Origin of the sequence: Rhizobium croatiense (genome assembly GCF_019793465.1) — a bacterium.
GTDB lineage: Bacteria > Pseudomonadota > Alphaproteobacteria > Rhizobiales > Rhizobiaceae > Rhizobium > Rhizobium croatiense.
Window position 1 is genome coordinate 298,774 of the sequence record NZ_JAILYJ010000001.1, and the last position, 21,496, is coordinate 320,269.

The following is a 21,496-nucleotide window of genomic DNA, read 5'->3' on the forward strand; positions in this document are numbered from 1 at the left end:
GTAAGTCTCAACCGATCTTGGAGTCAGTCAATGACAGTTGCGCTTTGGAGTCAGTCAATGACGGGTGCAAACCCGGCCCATATCGGCGCCAATGCGCCTACAGTCAAACCGAGGCCTGCCTTCGCGCAGACCGATCTGGTCGCATTGTCGCGCTATTTTTCTCTTCTGATGATGCGCAACATCACAAGCGATGGCTATGTCATCGAGGATCCCACATCGCCCGGCGTCTTCTCTGCCCCCGGCTGCGTCATCGCCGCACCCTCCTATCCAGCGAACACGCCTGGGGTCGACCAAGACTATGTTTTCAACTGGGTCCGCGACGGGGCGATTACGGCCATCGAGATCGCGCTTGCCTGCTTGCTGCCCGTTCCGGGCGGAGTTTTGCCGAGCCTGGTCGACTACGTGAACTTCGCCGCGCTCTGCCAGGCGAACGCGAAGAATTCCGACACCGTTACACTTGGTCACGCCTGCTTCACCATCACCGGCGAGGTTCGTCCGTGGTCGGAGCAGAATGACGGGCCGGCCATTCAGTCGATTGCGATCCTGACCCTGTTCGAGCAGCTGGATGGCGCCACGCAGACGATCGCCAAACAACTGGTCCAGGCCAATCTCGCTTATCTTCTCGAAGTTTACCAGAACAAGACCACAAATCTCTGGGAGGAATATGAGGGCTATTCGTTTTTCGCAAGAGCCGTACAGCTGCGCTTTTTCCGGGAAATTTCCACAAACACGATCGGTATTGCGGTGCCTGCCGGGGTGGCCGACGCCATCTCCTGGCTGGAAAGCCAACTGGCAACCCACTGGAACGGGCAGCTCTATGTGAGCATTCTGGATGCGGCGGAGCAAGCCGGTTACGACGCGAATATCGATATCGTCTCTTCGGTCTGCTATGGCGGGATCGAGCCAACCGATACCAAGCTTCTGGCAACGGCGGCCATCCTGCGGCGCCAGTGGGCCGATCCTTCGTCTTCGAACTATTACCCGGTCAATGGCGCCGACGCGGCCAACGGGCTCGGACCACTCTTGGGGCGCTATCCAGGCGACCATTACGATGGCGATGTGGCGGCGCCGGTTGCCGGCGGGCATCCCTGGGCTCTGTGCACCGCCAACTTCGCCGAGTTTCAATATCGGCTTGCCAATGCCATCGATTCCAGCGGCGCTATCCCCCTCGATCAGTTCTCCGAACCCTTCTTCGCGGAACTGGGACTTGGCGCATCCAGCAGCGCCGCCGACGCGTCGGCTGCCTTGCGGGCTTCGTCTGACGCCATGCTGCGCGCCATCGTCTATCACAGCGATCACTATGAGCTGAGCGAACAGTTCGATGGAACCGTTGGCTACGAGAAAAGCGTCCGGAATCTGACCTGGAGCTATGCCTCCTTTCTCTCGGCAGTCAGAGCCCGCGCCGCCGCCCCGGCCGCCAAGTCCAAACCCCGAAACTCTCGCGGCCCGAAATCATGACGATTGAAGGCCGCAGGGCCTGAAATCTCGATCGAGTCCAGAACGGCATGGTTCGCAAAGCTGATGCAGCTTTCCGGGATTAATGGAGGACCAAAGTGCTTTTTCCCCTCGAATCGGCGATAAGAGCCGATGCCAAGACCGTCGCAGAGTCTGGCGACTACGATATCGTGATCGTCGGCAGCGGCATTTCCGGAGCAATCATTGCCAAGCAGGCTGCGGAAGCGGGCAAACGTGTCCTTATCCTTGAAGCCGGAACCGGTTCCAATGTCACTCTGGCAGGCTATGACAATCTGCTGACGACTTTCTATTCGGCAGCCTCCAAGGACAACCAGTCGCCCTTTCCGCTGAATGCGAACGCGGCCATACCCCGCAGCCCGCAGCTTCGCAAGCTGCAGGCGGGGGAAACCGATAGTTCGAACTATATCGTTCAATCCGGCCCTTATGTCAGTGATACGGTATATACCCGTATTTTCGGCGGAACGACCATGCACTGGGAGGCGAAAACGCCCCGCCTGCTTCGCTCCGATTTCAAGACGCGCACCATTTTCGGCCACGGACTGGACTGGCCGCTGAGCTTTGAGGAAGTCGAGGAGGATTACCGCCTGGCCGAGCGGGAAATCGGCGTATCGGCGAATGTCGAAGATCAGCAATATCTCGGGCAGACCTTCCCGGACGACTATGTCTTTCCCATGCGCGGCCTGCCGCTTTCCTATCTGGATCAGCAGGTCAACAAGGGCATCGAGGGCACCAGCGTCGAACTTTACGACAAGACCTATCCCCTGAAGGTCAGGCCCTTTCCGCAGGGGCGCAATGGCATACCCAACCCGGCCTATGACGGTGGGAAGGGCTACCGTCCAATCGGCGCGGTCGATACGCATCAGGTCGAAGAGGGCGGTCGCTGCCAGGGCAACACCAACTGCGTACCGCTCTGTCCCGTGCAAGCGCGCTACCACTCCGGCAAAACCATTGCCAAGGCATTCGCTGTAAGTGGGGAAAGGGGCGAGCGGCTTGTCGAGCTATTGCCGCAGGCGGTCGCATCGAAAGTCAACATCGATCCGGATAGCGGGAAAGTCCGCTCCCTCGAGGTCAAGATTTACAAGGACCCCGCCTCGCCGGCCCATGAGACCATCACCGTCAAGGGCAAGGTTTTCGTGCTTGCGGCAGGCGCCATCGAAACCGCGCGTCTTATGCTGGCCTCCGGCCTGCGCAGCACCAGCGGTCTTGTCGGACGCAATCTGATGGACCACGCCTACCTGCTGAACTGGGCACTGATGCCGGAGATCTGCGGCACGATGCGCGGAACCAGTTCGACGGGCGGTATCGTCGACCTGCGGGACGGCCCCTTCCGGGAAAAGCAGGCCGCCTTCGCCATCGATATCCATAACGACGGCTGGGGTTGGGCCACGGGTGCGCCGACCTCCGACCTTCTGGAACTGGTGGATGATCGCAACCTCTACGGCGCGGATCTTCGGCGCGGCATGGTCGACCAGGTTTCGCGGCAGTTGCTGCTGGCGTTCATGATCGAGGTCATGCCCGTCGACAGCAATCGCATCACGGTGGATCCGCAATATACCGATGCTCTGGGCAACATGCGGCCCATCCTGTCCTTCACGGTTCCGGAATATACCATGAAGGGCGCCGCCTATGGCCGCCAGTTTGCGCGCACCGTCTTTGCGCGCCTGGGCGCGCAGGACCATACCCATTACGACCCCAGCGATTACGGCTATGTGGCCTATGAGGGACAAGGCTATGCGATCCGCGGCGGCAATCATCTGGCCGGCACCCATATCATGGGAACGACGAAGACCAATTCCGTCGTGGACAAAAACCAGCGCAGCTGGGACCACGAAAATCTCTATCTCGTGGGCGGCGGCAGCATGCCGACGATCGGCACGGCCAATGTCACCTTGACGCTGGCCGCCATGTGCTTCCGAAGCGGTCGCGACATTCTGAAGTCTCTGCATTGAACGAAGACCGGCATCCGCTGCGCGGAACGAACCTATGGGTTCGATGCAAGCGACACGAAGCCGGCCGGTGCACCCAACTTATCTTTCACGGAGCATGAGCATGGATTCCTACAGTATCAAGACGCTCGATGAGCTGAAAGAGTTTCTCTACCGGGCGATGCAGCTCGAACATGCGACGATTCCGCCGTATCTGACGGCGCTTTACTCGATCAAGCCCGGCGTCAACCAGGATGCGACCCAGGTTCTGCGCGTGATCGTCGTGGAAGAAATGCTGCATCTGACGATCGCGGCCAATATTCTCAATGCCATCGGCGGCAAGCCGGATCTTGTCAGGCCGGATTTCGTAGCCAGCTATCCGGCCGCCCTGCCGGACGGCGAGACCGATTTCAAGGTCGGCATCCAGGCATTCGGCCGTGAGGCGCTGGCGACTTTCCTGAAAATCGAACGGCCGGCCCAGCGTCCTGAACATCTCGTCGGCAAGGGCCTGATGCACCGCAAAACTCCCGCCGATATCACCGCGCTTGCCAGCCATCCGAGGCATGAGGACTTCCATTTCTACAGTATCGGCGAGTTCTACTCGGCCATTGCGGAAGGCATCAAATATCTGGAAGCCGAAGCGCATAAGGCGGGCGCAACCATCTTTACCGGCGACAGGTCGCGCCAGATCACCTCGGAATATTATTACTCCGGCGGCGGCGAGCTGTTTCCCGTCACCGATCTGAAAAGCGCCCAGGAAGCCATTGAGCTCGTCATCGAACAGGGCGAGGGCGACGGCGGCGGTATCTACGACGACAACGACCACGAACTGGCCCATTACTATCGTTTCGAGGAGCTGGTCAAAGGCCGCTACTACCAGAAGGGCGATCAGCCCGGCCAGCCCACGGGTCCGCACTTACAGGTCGATTGGGAGGGCGCCTATCCCATAAAAGAGAACCTGAAAGTAAAAGATATACTCGAAGGTTCGGAACTGCGTGAGGCGGCGATCGCCTTCAACACGCGCTATGGCGAATTTCTCCAGCTTTTGACGCGTGCCTATAACGGCCAACCAAACCTGCTGCTGGAAGCCGTTCCGATGATGTTCGAATTCCGCAACATGATCCTCGAACTCATCCGCAATCCGCTGCCGGGGCATCCCGGTAAGAACGGCAGCCCCACCTATGAGATCCCCGGCGGCATCAAACAGCCAGCCATCACCCGGCAGGCGGAGGTGAACGCATGAGCAGCCGTTTCGAGCCATTTCTGGGTCTTTCCGTCGAATTGACGGCTTTCTCCTACTTCGATCTTCTGGGAACCGGCCTGGCAGAACGCTATCTCGCCACGCTCGACACGGTGGTCGGCAGCGAAATCACCGACGCACTGCTGGCCGCTTTCACCGCCCTGCCACCGCCGGAAAGTGAAGCCCGTATCCACGCCGTGCGCACGACCATTCTCGGCAATGAATTGCTGGGAGATGTGGCCCGCGCGCTGATCAAGCTCTGGTATTCCGGCACCTGGTTCGAGCTGTCCTCCGCTTGGACGGAGCGCTTTGGCCCCAGGCCTGCGAATACCACCTTCGTCGTTTCTCCCGATGCCTATATCGAGGGTCTGCTCTGGAAGGCGATCGGAGCTCACCCTGCGGGCGCCAAGGGGCAGGGTTTCGGCTCCTGGGCCTTTCCACCGAAAATTCCGGCTCCGGCCCCCGTTCCAAAACCTGACCTGACGCCACTTCCGCTTGTCTTCAAAGAACTGGATCAACGCCATGACGAATTATCTGCATCGACTGACGCCCGCTAAGGTCTGGCTCGGCGTCATCCCCACGCTCTGGTGGAATGACGATTTCATCAACATCGACATCGGCATCCCCTATGAGCAGGCTCTGAGTGAAATGGCGCTCGCCGGCTATGTCGGGTGCGGCGTCGGCCATAAATATCCGACGGATCCGAAAATCTTGCGCCCCGTCCTCGAACTCAGGGGATTGCGGATTTCGGAGCCTTGGGTGAGCACCTACTTCACCATTAAGGCGATGAATCGTCACACGCTTGAAAGCGTCGATGCTCAGCTCGACTTCCTCGAAGCCATGGAAGGCGGCAGCGACGATCCGCGCAGGGCCGATCTAGTCGTCGCCGAGTTTGGCGGAGCGGTCAATCCGCTTCCGGTCGCCCTGTTTCCGAATTGCCCCGAATTCTCCGAGGACCAGTGGAAACAGCTGATCGAAGGCCTGCACGCAGCCGGAGAGAAAGCCAGGGCCCGCAACCGCCGGCTCTGCTATCACCCGCATCTCGGAACCGGGGTGATGAAGACGGAAGCGATCCACCGGCTCATGGACGAGACGGATCCTCGCCTGGTCAACATGCTTCTCGATACCGCGCACCAGGCGGCCGCCGGTGTCGATCCGCTGGCGCTGGCCAGAAAATACGCCCACCGCATCAAGCATGTTCACCTGAAAGACATTCGCGCCGAGGTGGTTACGAAGATTCACACCGGAGAATTGTCCTTCCAGCAAGGGATCGAGGCGGGGATCTTCACCGTGCCGGGCGACGGCTCCATAGAGACCTTTCCGGAAATCCTCGATGCGTTGGCCGAGGCGGATTTCGCCGGCTGGATCTGCATCGAGGCGGAGCAGGACCCGGCCAAGGCCAATCCGCTGCAATACGCGAAAATGGGCCGCGAATATCTGCGCAAGCTGCTTGGATGGTAGCCCGGCGCGGGCCGTTTGTTTCAGCCCGATGACAATGTGAAGGAGGCGGGGACGGATCTCGCCTCATCACAATGCCGGGCGAGACATCACCCTGAACCACGCATTCCTGGATAGCCACAGCTGGAGCGATGAAGATGGAAGAGACACGCAGGCGAGATATATATTTCAGCTTCTTTACGTTTACAGCGGACTTGAGGCCGAATGACGCGGCCTATACCCAGGTTCTCGTCAGACATCTGAAAGCTCTTACCGACATTGGCTACACCGGCTTCGATGTGCATATCGCCCCAGGACCGGCCCATGTAGGTCATCATGCTGAGGTCGAAAGCTACATCAGCCTCAGACGAGCCTTCGATCAGGCCGGCTTCCGGGATGTGAAGTTCACAACCAATGTGGGGACCACACGAACCTTCGATCCGACCTCGCCCTACGAGGAGCAGCGCAAGCAGGCTCTGTCCTATCTCAAATCCCGCGTCGACATCACCTCAGTGCTGGGCGGGGAGAATACGATCATGTCAGGGCCGTTCCTCTACCCCTATGGCATCTTTCCGCTGACGGATGACGGTGAAGGGTTATGGAGCGACGCGCTTCAGGATTGGATGAAGCCGCGATACGCGGCGGCGGCCTCCATCTTCCGAGAATTGGCGCAATATTCCGCCGAGAAGCGGGTGAAGCTCGCCATCGAACCCGTCAAGAATTGGGAAACGCCCGGGCCGACAATGGTCTCGGAAGCGCTGAATTTTCTCGAAAGCGCCGACATTCCGGTCTGTGGCGTCACGATCGATACAGCCCAGGTCGTGATGGAAAGCCAGGGGCCGGCAATCTTCAGGAAAAATGTCGCCCGGGCCGCACAGCAAAGCCGGCTGAATTACGTTCATATCTCAGCGCCGGACCGGGGCGCTGTTAGAGATAGCTGGATTCCCTGGGAGATTATGCTGGACGAAATCGAGCCGGTCTATTCCGGCCCTTATCTCGTCGAAGTCTTCAACGCGATTCCCCCCTTCGAGAGCTCGATGCGAATGACGCGCAGACGCTTCTGGCGGCCCGGCGAGGACGCGCCGGAGGCGGGCGTCGACAGCGCGTACGACGTTGCGCGCGCCGCCCTGAGGACATTGGAGGAAAAGATCGCGTCCCACGGCCGTCGATCTCATCCGTGATGGCGCTCCGGCGCGCATGTTGGAAACAGCCCGGGAATGCTGGGGAACCATATCTCCGCCATCCCCAAGTGAACGTCAAACCTCAGCAAACGACCTTCAAACAGGGAGATACCGATGGTGACGCAATTGCCGGAGCCCATTAAAATCGTCAGGCGAGCAGGCGATGTCCGTATTCATACTTTCATTTCAGCTTTCACGGATGACAATATCGCCAATGCAACGCACATCATCGAAAGCAGGAACAAGCTTGTTCTTGTCGATGGGCAATTCCTCGTTCCCTATGCGCTGCAATTCAGGGCGTATGCCGACAGTATCGGCAAGGAGATCGACCGGATTTACCTGTCGCACAGGCACCCCGACCATTGGTTCGGCCTGGGAGCCGCATTCAGCGACATTCCGATTCATGCATTGTCGGAAACGAAGGAGTTCCTGAGGCAGCATGGGCAGGATTCCCTGAATGACCATTGGAAACTTGGCAACCTCGCTCCGACGAGCTTGGTCATTCCCGAAAAAACCGTCCGTGCCGGCCACGAGATCATCGACGGAGTCAAATACGTATTTGATGAAGTCGTTGATACGGAGATCGATTTTCTCCTCACCATAGGTCTTCCGGATGTGGGCGTTTTTATTGCGCAAGACCTGATCTACAGCGGAACGCACCTTTATCTGACGAAATACATGGAGCATTGGATCGGGATTTTGCAGGGCATGCTGCTGTCCGACTATGAGCTGTTCCTTCCCGGTCATGGCTTTCCGGCTGACAAAAACGAGGTTGCCAAAAATATAGAGTATTTGTCGGTCGCCATGGAGGCCGCCGGCAACGGACTCACCAATGATGCTTTCAAGCGCTTCCTGCTGGAAAGATTTCCCGAACGAAAATGCCCCGGAATATTCGACATATACATACCGCGCTTATTCGATAACGCGAGCGAGTTCTAATATTCGTCAATTCTCGTTAGCAGGGGAGCCGCTGGAACATGGGCGATACATACACGGTTGGACAATATCTGGTCGACAGACTTCGCGAACTGGGCCTGGGGCACCTGTTTTCCGTGGCGGGCGATTATTCGATCGAATGGGTAAACAGCTATGTCGAGAAAAGCGATATTCAGGTCATCGAAGAGGTGAATGAACTGAATGCCGGTTATGCAGCCGACGGCTATGCGAGGCTGAAAGGAATTGGTGCGCTGTGCGTCACCTATTCCGCAGGCTCGCTTTGCGCAACAAATGCGATCGCCGGATCTTACGTCGAGAAAGTGCCGGTCGTTCTGATCAACGGTGCGCCGAGCATCCAGAAAACACTCACATTCGAACAAACCGGCTACAGTTCGCATCACTTCATCAGCGGACGGGAAACGGATCTTCAGGTGTTCGAATACATAACGGCCGCTGCCGTCCGCATCGACAGCCCTCATCTTGCGCCAATGCTCATAGATTACGCGCTGACACAGTGCATCACGGAAAGACGTCCTGTTTATATCGAGTTGCTCGAGGATATGGTCGACCTGCAATGCGCGCGCCCGTCGGCCGCATTAAAAGCGGCGCCTGACATATCCGACGAGGACAGTCTCAACCAGTCGATCGCGCAAATCAGCGAAAGATTGCAGAATGCCACCAAACCCCTGATCTGGATCGGCGTCGAGATCGACCGGTTTGGCCTGCACGACCAGGCAGAGCGGCTCATTCGGGACCTCAAAATCCCCTACGTGACCGAGCTATTGAGCAAGGCCATCCTGTCGGAAGACGATGTCCAATTTGCCGGGGTGTTTGACGGCAAATCGTCGTCACCTTATGTCCAGTCTTTGGTCAAAGACTCCGACTTCGTATTGGCGCTGGGCGTCTGGTTGACCGATATCAACGATTTGGGCTGGCCTATCGATCTCGCCAAGACCGCATTCGCCTCCTGGGATACAGTGAAATACGGCACGATCTTCAACGCACAGGTGTCGCTGGCGGATCTGGTCAACGGCTTGATCGACAAAAGGCTGACGTGCAAAGCCCAAAGCCTTCCGGCGAAAACGGCCCGGCAAGCGCCGGTCGCGGTGCCGGCAGGCGAAATTACCTATCAGGGCTTCTACGATTTCATTCAGCAGCAGATCGACGGAAATACCATCGTCGGTGCCGACGCCAGTTTGAATTATTTCGGCAGCCTGCTTCTTGAAGTGGGGGCTCGCCGCGGTTTCATCGTCCAATCATCCTATTCGGCGATCGGTTATATCGGCCCGGCCGCGACCGGGGTTTCGCTGGCGAAGCAAGATAACCAGAGGCTGCTGGTCTTTGCCGGGGATGGCGGGTTTCAGATGACCGCTCAATGCCTCTCGACACAAACCCGCTTCAACCTCAACCCGATCATCTTCGTGATGGACAACGGCATCTATGGCGTCGAGCAATGGCTTGCCGATGCATCGGTTTTCCATGGTAACAGGCCGTTCTACAATTCATGCATCCTGCACCGATGGAATTACAGCAAGTTGGCAGAGGTCTTTGGCTGCCAGGGCTGGAAAGTGGACACCTATGGCGAACTCGAGGATGCCATAAACGGCGCCAAAGAAAACCTGAACAGTCCGTCCATCATCCAGGTCGTCGTGCCTCAGCGGTCAATCCCCAATAATGCGAACTGGAAAGCAAGCTAGAGCGTGTCAGCTTTTAAGGAAAGCGCAGAACCATTCGTTATCGACCGGCCCCAACTACTTCGGCCCGCTCGCAATCGAATATCTCCTGCTCCAAACGCGCCGACAGGTCGGCAAACGACCGCGGTCGTCCGAACGCATAACCCTGGAGGGTGTGGACGCCGAGAGCGGCAAGCACGTTGGCGTGCTCGAGGGTTTCCACGCCTTCCGCAATCACCTCCATATCCAGCGCCCGCGCTATGTCGACCAATGAGCCGACCAGCCGGCGGCTGGGCACCGATTGCAGGATCGGCGTCACAAGCTGGCGATCGATCTTGACACGATCCGGCCGCAGCTCGAGCAAACCCAGCAAGGAAGCATGCCCCGAGCCGAGGTCGTCGATCTCGATGTCGATGCCGAAAGACTTGATCGCCTGGATGTTCTGCCGCACTTGGTCACTCAGGCTGTCCAGGAATATCGTCTCTATCAGCTCGAAACTCAACCGGCCGGGCGGGATGTCATAGCCGTCGAGCTTCGCCGTCAGCTCGGGATCGTCGAGACGATCGGCGGAAAGATTGACGGACACCCGGATGCCTTTGAGTGGGGAAGCGGAGGATTTCATGTCCGACAGAACAGCCTTCAGAACGACATCGTCAAGCTCTGCGACCAATCCATTCGACGAGGCGATGGACAGGAAATGCGCCGGGGCGAGAATTCCTCGGGTAGGATGATGCCACCGCGCCAGAGCTTCGACGCCGCTCACCCGGAAAGATCTGGCGTCGACCTGCACCTGGTAGAATGGGCGGATCTGGCCGAGCGCCAGCCCGGACCGCAGATCCTGGGCGAGCTGCCTTTCGTTCGCCAGGGTCGACGCCATTTCGTCGGAAAAAATCTCCGCCCGATTCCGGCCGTTGCGTTTGGCATGGTACAGCGCCAAATCGGATTGGGAGAGCAGCCTGGCGAAATCGGCGCTCATGGCGCTGGCAACGCCAATCGAGCACCGCACGATGAGCGTCTGATCGCCGACAGGAAGCGGGCTCTCCAGACGTCTCTGAATATGATCGAGCACCGCAATCGTCTTGTCACATTCGTCCTCGGTGATAACGACAGCGAACTCGTCGCCGCCGAGCCGTGCCGCGACGTCACCAGTGGAAATGGCCTCCAGCAGAATTTTGCTGACGTGGCAGAGGACGAGGTCGCCGATCGCATGCCCGAAGCGGTCATTGATCTCCTTGAAATGGTCCACGTCTATATGAAGAAGCGCAACCTTGATGCTCTCCTGCCTGGCAAGTTCGGACAGGGCGAAATCGAAGCTGCGCCGGTTCAACAGGCCGGTGAGGTGATCGTGATCGGCCGCGAACCGCGCCTCCGCCCGGCTCCTCTCTAGCTCCTTGTTGAGAAGCACGTCGTCCGTCACATCCCATTCGGCGCCGACAAAGCATGGGTCACCGGCGGCATCGACGAAATAACGAGCACGCGAACGTAGATAGCGGGTCGCTCCATCCGGCCGAATGATGCGAAACTCGGATGCATAATCCGATTTGGTTTCGATCGCGCGGAGAAAGACTTCATTGGTCGGCACGAGGTCGTCCGGGTGGATACTGTCGAGCCAGATGACATCGAGCGGCGCTTTCGGAACGCCATAGATCGATTTGAGCTGTTCATCCCATCTCGTCTGGTTTTTTGCGATGTTGTGCTGCCAGATCCCGACCCCGGACGCTTCAAGGGCCAGTCCAAGCTGGCGAAGCAGGTTCTCAAGCTCGACATTTGTCCTGGATAGTTTGTTGCTCAAGGCGATCTCGCTGTTTCGTTCGCCCGAATGTCGCATTGAACATTTTAAAGAGTGCTAATCGAGAGCAACCCGCCGGCGGGAATCCGACCGTCGCAAATCGCACATCGGCCGAAATGTGTCCGTGACCTCCTGACGTCGGAACAAGGGCAGCTTGCGGACAAAGAGTTCCTCCGGAAATTCGGGCGCGGAGATCAGTGCGACGGGCGCCTTCAGACTCCCACTGCGTCGCGATTTGGAATGCAACCACCCCGTTTGATGCCTTCCGTCGTTGAAGGCCAGCGTGCAGCATTCCATGGGGTCGCAGGGCCTAAATCGCGTGGTCACGTTTATGTGCGCTGCACAAATATGGCGCTTGCGAGTGCGCCCCGCATTCGCAAGCGCCCAAATCGTGATCATATTTTCCATGTGCACAATAAATAATCATTGACGAAATTTCCGATTTTCCTGTTTTGCTTCCGGCGGTTACTCGCCATCCCTGGAACTGGCACGCTGATTGCAGGGTCTCAAACGCCCGGTCAACGGCGACTGAGGCAGAGAGGCGCGGCATAGGCGCCGACTTCGACACCGACGTCGCAAGGTTTTTGCTGTCCGGGATCCCCATCCCGAACGCAGATGCCGGCGGCGTTTTTTTGCGTCCGAATTCACCAAGCAGAGGGGAACCTGCAGATGAAAAAGCTTTCGACGACTGGGATTTCGACAACCGGCATCACCCGCCGCAGCATGCTCAAGACGACAGCGGCGGCCGCCCTGATCGGCGCCGTCAAGACCGCCTTTCCCTCCGGCGCCTTCGCAGCCGGAGCCGGCCCTGAAGTGAAAGGCGTCAAGCTCGGCTTCATCGCCCTCACCGATTCCGCGCCGCTCATCATCGCCAAGGAGAAAGGCTTTTTCGACAAGCACGGCCTGCCGGAAACGGATGTCGCCAAGCAGGCCTCCTGGGGCGCGACGCGCGACAATCTGGTGCTCGGCGGCGCGGCCAATGGCATCGATGGCGCGCACATCCTTTCGCCGCTCCCCTACCTCATGCAGACGGGCAAGGTGACGCAGAACAACAAGCCGGTGCCGATGGCGATCCTTGCCCGGCTCAACCTCGACAGCCAGGGCATTTCCGTCGCCAAGGAATATGCCGAGACCGGCGTGCAGCTGGATGCCTCCAAGCTGAAGGCCGCCTTCGAGAAAAAGAAGGCGGAGGGCAAGGAGATCAAGGCCGCCATGACCTTCCCGGGCGGCACCCACGACCTCTGGATCCGTTACTGGCTCGCCGCCGGCGGCATTGATCCGAACAAGGATGTTTCCACAATCGTCGTGCCGCCGCCGCAGATGGTGGCCAACATGAAGGTCGGCAACATGGATGTCTTCTGTGTGGGCGAGCCGTGGAACGAACAGCTCGTCAACCAGGGCATCGGCTTCACCGCGGCGACCACCGGCGAACTCTGGAAGGGGCATCCCGAAAAGGCGCTCGGCCTGCGCGCCGAGTGGATCGAGAAGAACCCCAATGCCGCCAAGGCCCTGCTGATGGCCGTCATGGAGGCGCAGCAATGGTGCGAAAGCATGGACAATAAGGCCGAGATGGCCGAGATCCTCGGCAAGCGTCAATGGTTCAACGTTCCGACCAAGGACGTGCTCGGCCGCCTCAAGGGCGACATCAACTACGGCAACGGCCGCGAAGCCAAGGCCACCGACCTCTATATGAAATTCTGGAAAGACGGCGCCTCCTATCCGTTCAAGAGCCACGACACCTGGTTCATGACGGAAAATGTCCGCTGGGGAAATCTGCCTGGTACAACCGACATCAAGGCGCTCGTCAACCAGGTGAACCGCGAGGACATCTGGCGGGAAGCCGCCAAGGATCTGGGCGTCGCAGCCGCAGACATTCCCGCTTCCTCGTCGCGCGGCAAGGAAACCTTCTTCGACGGCAAGGTCTTCGATCCTGAAAATCCCTCCGCCTATCTCGACAGCCTTTCGATCAAGGCCGTCTCCTGATCCCGCCTCCGGCGCGCGCGGCGCGCCGGCCTTTCATTCCCGTGAGGAGCGCGCTGATGTCCGCCCTGGCAAATAAAGAAAATCCCTCGATCGTCGCCTCTGCCAAGCCGGCGGCGAAGATTCTGTCATTCTCCGGCAAACAAGGATCGCGGATCGATTTTCGCCGTGCGGGGCTGACCGCACTTCACAATGTCGCTCCACCGGCCGTCGTGCTGGCACTCGTCCTCATTCTCTGGCAGGCGCTCTGTTCATCGGCGGATGCCTCTCTGCCGTCGCCGCATCAAGTCTGGCAGGATAGCTACGACCTCATCGCCTATCCGTTCTTCAACTACGGTTCCCAGGATATCGGGCTCGGCTGGCGGGTGCTGGTCTCGCTGCAGCGCGTCGCTTATGGCTTCGGCCTTGCCGCGGTCGCCGGCATCATCATCGGGGCGATCATCGGCCAATCGGTCTGGGCGATGCGCGGCCTCGATCCGATCTTCCAGGTGCTGCGCACGGTGCCGCCGCTCGCCTGGCTGCCGCTGTCGCTCGCCGCCTTCCAGGATTCCAACCCTTCGGCCATCTTCGTCATCTTCATTACCTCGATCTGGCCTGTCATCATCAACACCGCCGTCGGCGTCCGCAATATTCCGCAGGATTATCGCAACGTCGCCGAGGTGCTGCGGCTCAACCAGCTCGAATTCTTCTGGAAGATCATGCTGCCGTCGGCAGCCCCTTACATCTTCACCGGCCTCAGGATCGGCGTCGGCCTGTCCTGGCTCGCCATCGTCGCGGCCGAAATGCTGACCGGCGGCGTCGGCATCGGCTTCTTCATCTGGGACGCGTGGAACTCATCGCGCCTTTCGGACATCATCGTCGCGCTCGCCTATATCGGCATCGTCGGTTTTGCTCTCGACAAGCTGGTGGCCGCGCTCGGCAAACTCGTCACCCGCGGCGCCATGGCCAACTGAGGACCATTCTGATGAACGCCTATCTCAAGCTCGATCATATCGACAAACATTTCGACCGCGGCAGCGTGCGCGCCGAAGTCCTGAAGGATATCAACCTGACGATATCCGAGGGCGAATTCGTCTCGATCATCGGCCATTCCGGCTGCGGCAAATCCACCCTGCTCAATCTCATCGCCGGCCTGACCCCGGTTTCTTCAGGCGCCGTGCTCCTGGAAAATCGCGAAGTCAACGAGCCAGGCCCGGAACGCGCCGTCGTCTTCCAGAACCATTCGCTCCTCCCCTGGCTGACGGTCTATGAGAACGTAAATCTCGCCGTCTCCAAGGTCTTCGGCCGAACGAAGACCAAGGCCGAGCGGCATGACTGGGTCATGACCAATCTCGACCTCGTGCAGATGGCGCATGCCAAGGACAAGCGGCCCGCGGAAATATCGGGAGGCATGAAGCAGCGCGTCGGCATTGCCCGCGCGCTTGCCATGGAGCCGAAGATCCTGCTCCTCGATGAACCCTTCGGCGCGCTCGATGCGCTGACGCGCGCCCATCTTCAGGACGCGGTGATGGAAATTCACGCCCGGCTTGGCAATACGATGGTGATGATCACCCATGATGTCGATGAAGCGGTGTTGCTCTCCGACCGCATCGTGATGATGACCAACGGCCCGGCGGCCCGCATCGGCGAAGTGCTCGATGTCACCATGCCCCGCCCCCGCAATCGCATCGAACTCGCCTCCGACCGGACATATCTCAAATGCCGCGAGGCAGTGCTGAAGTTCCTTTACGAACGCCACCGCTTCATCGAAGCCGCGGAGTAGACCCCGCGGCGATTGCCAATCGGTCCGCGGTACGCATACTGGCCTGATGCATCAAACAGATAATCAAGCGGCCGCCATCGATGTCGCGCTCTGGCAATATCCGCAGAACGAAGGCGATGAGAAGCGCTGGATGCGATCTCTTTCATCGAATGAGCGGGAGCGCGCCGCGACCTACCGGTTCGAACGGGACCGGACCTCGTTCATTGCCGGCCGGTATCTGCTGCGGCAACGGCTGGGCGTGCATACGGAAACTCCGCCTGACAAGCTCGTGTTGGTGGCGGACGCATACGGCAAGCTGAAGGTCGCGGGTCATGATGGGCTGCAATTCAGCCTTTCCAATGCCGACGGGCTGGTGGCGCTCGCGATCGCTTCAGGGTGCGAGCGCATCGGCATCGACTGTGAACGCGCCGACGCCGAAATCGAAGCGGCGGCGTTGGGAAGCTATTGCAGTCCGGATGAAAGGCGTTGGCTCGATCAATTGCCTGCGGGCGAAGGGCCGCGGGCAGCCGTTGCATTTTGGGCGCTCAAGGAGAGCCATCTCAAGGCACTCGGGGTGGGCCTGCGCGACGATCCCCGCAGCGTCGCCTTTTCCTGGCAGGACGGCATCCCTGTCATGGTTGAGAGCGGCGAACCGGACCGGCAATGGCATCATAGTCTGATCGAGGGCGGCAGCCAGCACGTCGTCGCGCTGGCCGTCCGCTCCCAATCCGGCGCCCCCGGCATTCATGTCCTGACGTTTCAGGATGACAGCATGCCGTCCGAATAGCCGGCCCGGAGCTGATGCGGCATGGCTGAAGCTGCCTCCGTCGCCCAGACCAGCTGTGCATTGTCGGGTTCGGCATCGAAATGCTGCCGGCCGAGAAGCGCGTTGACGATGCTTGCACTGCGCCAGGCCATCAGGCTGAGCTGAGAGTCGGCGATGCCGTGCGAGTATCGGCCGGCATTCTGTGCGAACAGCCGGTTGGTCCTCGGGCCTGTCCACTGCATCGTGTAGTCGTCGTTCAAGGTGGGATAGCCGTTTCTGTCGAGGCTGATCCTTTCGCTGAGCGATCCGAGCGCATCCGGCAAACGGAACCTGTAGCCGGTTGCCAGCACCACCGCATCGGCATGCAGCACCTCGATCCCGCCGTCGAAGTGGTTGCGGACGATCAGCCGATAGGCATTGCCGTTCCGCTCCATCTGGATCACATCGCGGTTCGGCGACAGAGATGCATTCAGCGTGCTCGGCTCGAGATAACGCAGCGCGTAGAGGCGGCGGTAGATCGAGTGGATCGTCGAAATCGACAGGCCGTCGCTGGTCAGGATCGAGTTCTTCAGCGCCGCCTGCTTCTGCTCGCCGCTAAGTTTCAGATAGGCCTGCACATATTCCGGCGAGAAGACCTGGTTCGAAAACGGCGTGTCGTTGATCGGCTCGAAATTGTGGCGCCGGCTGATCCAGGTCAGCTCCTTCATCGAGCTGGCATCCCCAAGCAGCGCTTCGACCACCTCGCCGCCGCTCTGGCCGCCGCCGACCACGACGATGCGGGCGGCGCGAAGATCCTTGAGACGCGATTTGGCCTCGCTGTTGTGGAAGCAATCAGGCCCAAGGAAGGGTATCGCCCAGTCGGGCACGAAGGGCGAGGATCCGGTGCCGATCACCAGGTTCTTCGCTTGTTCCTGGCCGTTGTCGAAGCGCAGAACGAAGCGGTCGTCGCGGTGCTCGACATCGCGAATGTCCGTTCCGTAACGCAAGCCGTCAACGCCGTTGGCGACCCAGGCGAGATAGCTCGCAAATTCCTGCCGGGGAACGGCTTCGTAATTGGCGTTCAGGAAGGCGTAGAGCCTCTTATGCGCCACCAGATAGGAGACGAACGACCAGCGGCTTGTCGGCAGGACCGGGGTGACGAGGTCCTTCAGGAAGGACGACTGCAGCTCGACGCCGGGCATCATCATGCCGGGATGCCAATCGAAGGAACCCCGCCGCTCGAAGAAGCGGCTGCGCACTTCGGGCACGGATTCCAGCAGGCAGGCAAGGCTCAGATTGGAGGGACCGATGCCGATGCCGGCAAGTTCGAGCGGCTCGTTGAGGGCATCCCTGCGGGTGAAAGCGACGGTCATGCGTTATCCTTCTCTGTTTCCTTGAGACGCAGGGCAAGCCTTGAGTGGAAGGCGGGAGACCCGATCATGTGCAGATGGTTGGTGCCGGTGATGATTTCGGCCGCACGCGCCCGCGGCGACAGGCGGCGCCAATCGATCAGGTTGAGGCCGCGGTTGAGGCTGTCATCGGCCGCCCAGGGATAGATTGGCACGTCATGGGGAACGAGCCGATGCTTGCGGAAGATCAGGGCATTGTCGATCAGCACCCAGAACGTATGCTCACGGCTGCTGATATCAGGCCCGTCGGTCGGAAGCGGATCCTTCTCGTCGCCGACGAAGCGCAGGAACTGCTCGTAAGTATCCGCGTCCATGGTTGAAAGCAGCCGGTCCCATTCGGGGCGCATCGCCGTTTTCTGCAGCCATGCCTGCACGTCCCGATGCAGCGCATCGCGTTCGCCGGGCCGGAAGCGCGGTTTGGCGCCGACCGCGAATTCCGAGCCGAGATCGCAAACGTCGACCATCGCCATCATCCTGACGTCGACCTCGTTGCCGAGGGTACGGGCGGCCTCATAGGCGAGAAGCCCGCCCCAGGACCAGCCGAGGAAATAGCAGGGCGCGCCTTTGCTATGCGTCCTGATATAATCGACATAGCTCTCGATGATCTCATCGATCGGCGCGCCGACTTCCTTCTTCTCGGAAAGCGAATGGCAAATGAAGCCGGTCGCCGGCTGGTCGGCGCCGAGATAATCGACGAGCTTCACATATTCTCGAGTGCTGACCAGAAGCCCCGGGAAGCAATAGAGCCGCGGCTTGGCGCCGGAGGCGCGCAGCACGATCACCTCGGAGAGATCCCGCTCCTCCCCCTGCTCCATCACGCCGGCAAAGGCGCGAATGGTCGGGTTGTTGAAGATATCGGCGACGGTCAGCGGAACCTTCGGCCGGCGCTGCCGGAGCAGCGAAAGGATGCGGATCGCACCCAGCGAATTGCCGCCGATCGTGAAGAAATTGTCCTCGACGCTGATCGCTTCCAGCTTGAGAACCTGGCGCCAGACATCCAGCACCGCCTCTTCGAGCGCAGTCGCCGGCTCGATGATGGCGCGTTTGACCGGCTGGGGTGCCGGCAGCGCGAAGCGGTCGAGCTTGCTGTTCGGATTGGTCGGCATCTTCTCGAGTTCGACCACGGCGGCCGGCACCATGTAGGATGGCAGGCTGCGTTCGAGTCCGGCGCGGACCGTCTCGATGTCCAGCCTCTCATCCTTCTTCGGAACGACATAGGCAACCAGCGCCTTTTCGCCGCCGGCATCGTCATCGCGCAACACGACCAGGGCTTCGCCGACGCCGGGCTGCTGGAGGAGTGCGGCTTCGATCTCGCCGAGTTCGATGCGGTATCCCCGCAGCTTGACCTGGTGATCGACGCGGCCGACGAATTCGACCGTGCCGTCCTCACGCCAACGCGTCAGATCGCCGGAGCGATAGAGCCGGCCGCCTTCCCTAGAGAATGGGTCGGGGACGAAGCGGTCCGCCGTCGTATCTGCTTTGCCGAGATAACCGCGCGCGATGCCTTCGCCGCCGATATAGAGTTCGCCGGTCACGCCGATCGGGCACAGGTTGAGGTCGGGGTCGAGCACATAGACACGCCGCAGCCCTACCGCGCGGCCGAGCGGGGCATAGACGCCCTGGAACTTCGTACCGGCCCTGACCTTCCAGACCATCGGCGTCATGATCGTTTCGGTCGGTCCGTAACCATTGATCAGCCACTCCGATTTCAGCGCCCGCGACAGAAGATCGAAGGTCGACTGCGCCAGTCCCTCGCCGCCGAAGGAATAGAGCCGCATCGGCGGCGCGCCGTCGGTGATATCGGCCCATTCCGCCAGTTGCTGCAGATAGGTTGTGGGGATGCTCGCATTGTTGGCGCCATGCTTGCGCATCGCCGTCAGCGTCTCTTCCGGCGTCCACAGCGGCTGGTCGGGAAGAATGATGCTGCCGCCTTCCATCAGCGGGTTCATCCACCGCTCATGGCCGCCGTCCGAACTGAAGGGCAGGAAGGGCAGCTCGCGCGATTCCGCGCTCATGCCATAGACACGCGAGGTATTCTGCAGATGGTGCGTCAGCGGCCCGTGCTCGACGGCGACGCCCTTCGGCAATCCCGTCGATCCCGAGGTGTACATGACATAGGCGAGCTGGTTCTTGTGCGTGGGAACATAGAGCGGCGCATCCGGCTCGCCGTCGAGGTCGAGCTTGTCGAGTTCGAGGACGGTCGCGTCGAGCTCCTCCGGCAGGCGGTGGCGCAGCCAGCTATGGGTGAGCACGATCTTGACGCCGCCGTCGCGCAGGATGTGGTGGTTGCGCGCGGGCGGATGGTCTGGTTCGACCGGAATATAGGCGCCGCCGGCCTTCAGCGTCGCGAGGATGCCGACGATCGCCTCTGGCGAGCGCTTGATGAAGATCGCGACCGTCACTTCGGCGCGAACGCCGAGCTGCCGCAGCCGATGTCCGAGGCGGTTGGTGCTCGCCTCCAGCCAGCCATGGCTCCATTCCTCGTCGCCATAGACGATCGCGGTCTTGTCGGGCGTGCGGCGCGAATGGGCCGAGATCAGCTCGTGCACCGGCCTGTCGTCGTTGACGACGTCATCCTCATAGGGCGCCGACAGCCAGTCGAGCTCGTCGCTGCCCATGAGTTCGATATCCTTGATCCTGAGATCCGGCCTCGCGACGATCTGCTCCAGCACCAGGCAAAAATGCCTGGAGACACGGGCAATCAGGACCCCGTCATAGAGATCCCCGGCATAATCGATCAGCCCGCGCGCGGCGCCATCGGCACGCGCCTCGATCACCAGGGAAAGCTCGCTGTCGGCGCGTGCGCCTGAAGGCTCCAGGTTCGTCGCCTGCCTTGCGACGGGATAAGGCTCGCGGAATTCGAACAAAGCCTTGACCACGGCCTCCTGGGCGGCGGCTTCGTCGACGACCAGCTCCTGCGTGATGCGCTCCAGCGGCACGAGGCGGGCAAGCCCCTCCTCCGTCACCGACGAGATCGCCGCGACGACGTCGTCGAGAGTATGCCTGGATGTCAGCGAAAGCACGAGGGGAAGAACCTGCTCGGCGCGGCCGCGGCTGGCGAGATGTTCGGTGCGCGGCCGCGCGACGAGGAGGCCGGTCAGCAAGGCGTAGTTGCCGCTGTAGCGCACCAGCAGAGCGCAGAAAGCGGCATGTAGCACGCGCTCGACCTGAACGCCCTTCCCCCTCGCATGCCGTTCGATTCTGCCCCAGAGGTCGGGCTCGATCGAAAACCGATGTTCGGCGCGTGCCACACCGGCCAGACCGCCGCTGTTGAAGCGGGTCGGGAAGGTCGAGGCCGCATAGTCGAGGCCGATCGCATCGCGCCAATGGGCAAGCGCTTCCCGCGCCTCATCCGTCTCCAGCCAATCGGCCTCCCGCGCCCCGGCGGCAATTTCCACCGGATGCATGTCGCCGGCGGGTTCGCCATCGAGAATGCGCGCCAGCGAGCCGGCAAGAACGGATTTTTCGCGGTCGTCGCAGATGATCGGATGCAGCACGATCGTCAGCAACGACTGGCCATCGGCAAGCCGGATGATCTGGATGCGTGTACCGGGGCCTTCCAAGAGATCGAAGCGCTTGTCGCGGAAGGCTTTCCGTGCGGCCAAGGGCTCGGAAACGGCCGCGCCGTCTTTGCCGAGGATCTCGACCGGCACCGCGTTCGACGCGCCGCGATATTGCTCGATGCGGCCGCCCGCCAGCCGGCGGAAACGGAAGGCGAGCGACGGATTCTGCGCCACGAGCGCCCGGCAAGCGCCGGCAATCGTCTCGACGTCGATCGCGGCACTCAACCGCAGCCCGATGACCTGGTCGGGAAAGACGGTGTAATTGCCGATCTGCTCCAGCGACCAGATGCGCTTCTGCGCGATGGTCAGCGGAAAACTCTCGAAAAGGGCGTCCACTGGGTCGGTCGGGCGGGCATCGGCGAAATTGGTGATCTGCTTGTTCATCTTGCCATCCAGACGGT

The 21,496-nt window shown here is 60.4% G+C and carries 15 protein-coding genes; 12 read left to right on the forward strand and 3 right to left on the reverse strand.

Going from position 1 to position 21,496, the window contains the following annotated elements; translation table 11 throughout:
- Positions 1-30 precede the first annotated feature (30 nt).
- From K6M89_RS01345 to K6M89_RS01380, 8 genes are all read left to right on the forward strand, one after another.
- On the forward strand, positions 31-1,458 hold the full coding sequence (locus K6M89_RS01345) for a glycoside hydrolase family 15 protein (RefSeq protein ID WP_222138153.1): 1,428 nt from the start codon (positions 31-33) through the stop codon (positions 1,456-1,458).
- Between the two features lie 95 nt (positions 1,459-1,553).
- Positions 1,554-3,425 (forward strand): GMC oxidoreductase, encoded by a 1,872-nt coding sequence (locus tag K6M89_RS01350; RefSeq protein ID WP_097581134.1) that lies wholly within the window; start codon positions 1,554-1,556, stop codon positions 3,423-3,425.
- A gap of 100 nt (positions 3,426-3,525) precedes the next feature.
- The gene (locus K6M89_RS01355; RefSeq protein WP_222138154.1) at positions 3,526-4,644 is read left to right on the forward strand and encodes a ferritin-like domain-containing protein; all 1,119 of its coding nucleotides are present in this window, start codon (positions 3,526-3,528) and stop codon (positions 4,642-4,644) included.
- Positions 4,641-5,198 (forward strand): hypothetical protein, encoded by a 558-nt coding sequence (locus K6M89_RS01360; protein WP_097581136.1) that lies wholly within the window; start codon positions 4,641-4,643, stop codon positions 5,196-5,198. The genes K6M89_RS01355 and K6M89_RS01360 overlap by 4 nt, the downstream gene beginning before the upstream one ends.
- Positions 5,164-6,102, forward strand: coding sequence for a myo-inosose-2 dehydratase (iolE, locus tag K6M89_RS01365; protein WP_222138155.1), 939 nt, complete (start codon positions 5,164-5,166; stop codon positions 6,100-6,102). The genes K6M89_RS01360 and iolE overlap by 35 nt, the downstream gene beginning before the upstream one ends.
- A 128-nt stretch (positions 6,103-6,230) precedes the next feature.
- Positions 6,231-7,259: a sugar phosphate isomerase/epimerase family protein gene (locus K6M89_RS01370; RefSeq protein ID WP_222138156.1), complete on the forward strand. Its 1,029-nt coding sequence runs from the start codon at positions 6,231-6,233 to the stop codon at positions 7,257-7,259.
- A gap of 114 nt (positions 7,260-7,373) precedes the next feature.
- The gene (locus tag K6M89_RS01375; protein ID WP_077980537.1) at positions 7,374-8,198 is read left to right on the forward strand and encodes an MBL fold metallo-hydrolase; all 825 of its coding nucleotides are present in this window, start codon (positions 7,374-7,376) and stop codon (positions 8,196-8,198) included.
- 38 nt (positions 8,199-8,236) lie between these two features.
- A complete protein-coding gene (locus K6M89_RS01380; RefSeq protein ID WP_222138157.1) occupies positions 8,237-9,892 on the forward strand; it encodes an alpha-keto acid decarboxylase family protein in 1,656 nt (551 codons plus the stop codon).
- A gap of 37 nt (positions 9,893-9,929) precedes the next feature.
- Here K6M89_RS01380 and K6M89_RS01385 read toward each other — a convergent pair whose 3' ends face one another.
- Positions 9,930-11,660 (reverse strand): putative bifunctional diguanylate cyclase/phosphodiesterase, encoded by a 1,731-nt coding sequence (locus tag K6M89_RS01385; RefSeq protein ID WP_376744695.1) that lies wholly within the window; start codon positions 11,658-11,660, stop codon positions 9,930-9,932.
- Positions 11,661-12,326: 666 nt separating this feature from the next.
- Here K6M89_RS01385 and K6M89_RS01390 point away from each other — a divergent pair.
- The 4 genes from K6M89_RS01390 to K6M89_RS01405 are packed head-to-tail and all read left to right on the forward strand — an operon-like array spanning position 12,327 to position 16,165.
- Entirely contained in the window at positions 12,327-13,640 is a 1,314-nt protein-coding gene (locus tag K6M89_RS01390; protein ID WP_222138159.1) for a CmpA/NrtA family ABC transporter substrate-binding protein, read from the forward strand.
- 56 nt (positions 13,641-13,696) lie between these two features.
- Positions 13,697-14,590 (forward strand): nitrate ABC transporter permease, encoded by an 894-nt coding sequence (gene ntrB / locus K6M89_RS01395; protein WP_222138160.1) that lies wholly within the window; start codon positions 13,697-13,699, stop codon positions 14,588-14,590.
- Between the two features lie 11 nt (positions 14,591-14,601).
- Entirely contained in the window at positions 14,602-15,399 is a 798-nt protein-coding gene (locus tag K6M89_RS01400) for an ABC transporter ATP-binding protein (RefSeq protein WP_097581143.1), read from the forward strand.
- A gap of 46 nt (positions 15,400-15,445) precedes the next feature.
- Positions 15,446-16,165 carry a 4'-phosphopantetheinyl transferase family protein gene (locus K6M89_RS01405; protein WP_222138161.1) on the forward strand — a complete coding sequence of 240 codons (720 nt, stop codon included), beginning with the start codon at positions 15,446-15,448 and terminating at the stop codon, positions 16,163-16,165.
- On the opposite strand, the gene K6M89_RS01410 is transcribed toward K6M89_RS01405, so the two are convergent.
- The gene (locus tag K6M89_RS01410; protein WP_222138162.1) at positions 16,138-17,496 is read right to left on the reverse strand and encodes a lysine N(6)-hydroxylase/L-ornithine N(5)-oxygenase family protein; all 1,359 of its coding nucleotides are present in this window, start codon (positions 17,494-17,496) and stop codon (positions 16,138-16,140) included. The genes K6M89_RS01405 and K6M89_RS01410 overlap by 28 nt on opposite strands.
- Positions 17,493-21,479 carry a non-ribosomal peptide synthetase gene (locus K6M89_RS01415; protein WP_222138163.1) on the reverse strand — a complete coding sequence of 1,329 codons (3,987 nt, stop codon included), beginning with the start codon at positions 21,477-21,479 and terminating at the stop codon, positions 17,493-17,495. Before K6M89_RS01415 ends, K6M89_RS01410 begins: the two co-directional genes overlap by 4 nt.
- Between the last annotated feature and the right edge of the window lie 17 nt (positions 21,480-21,496).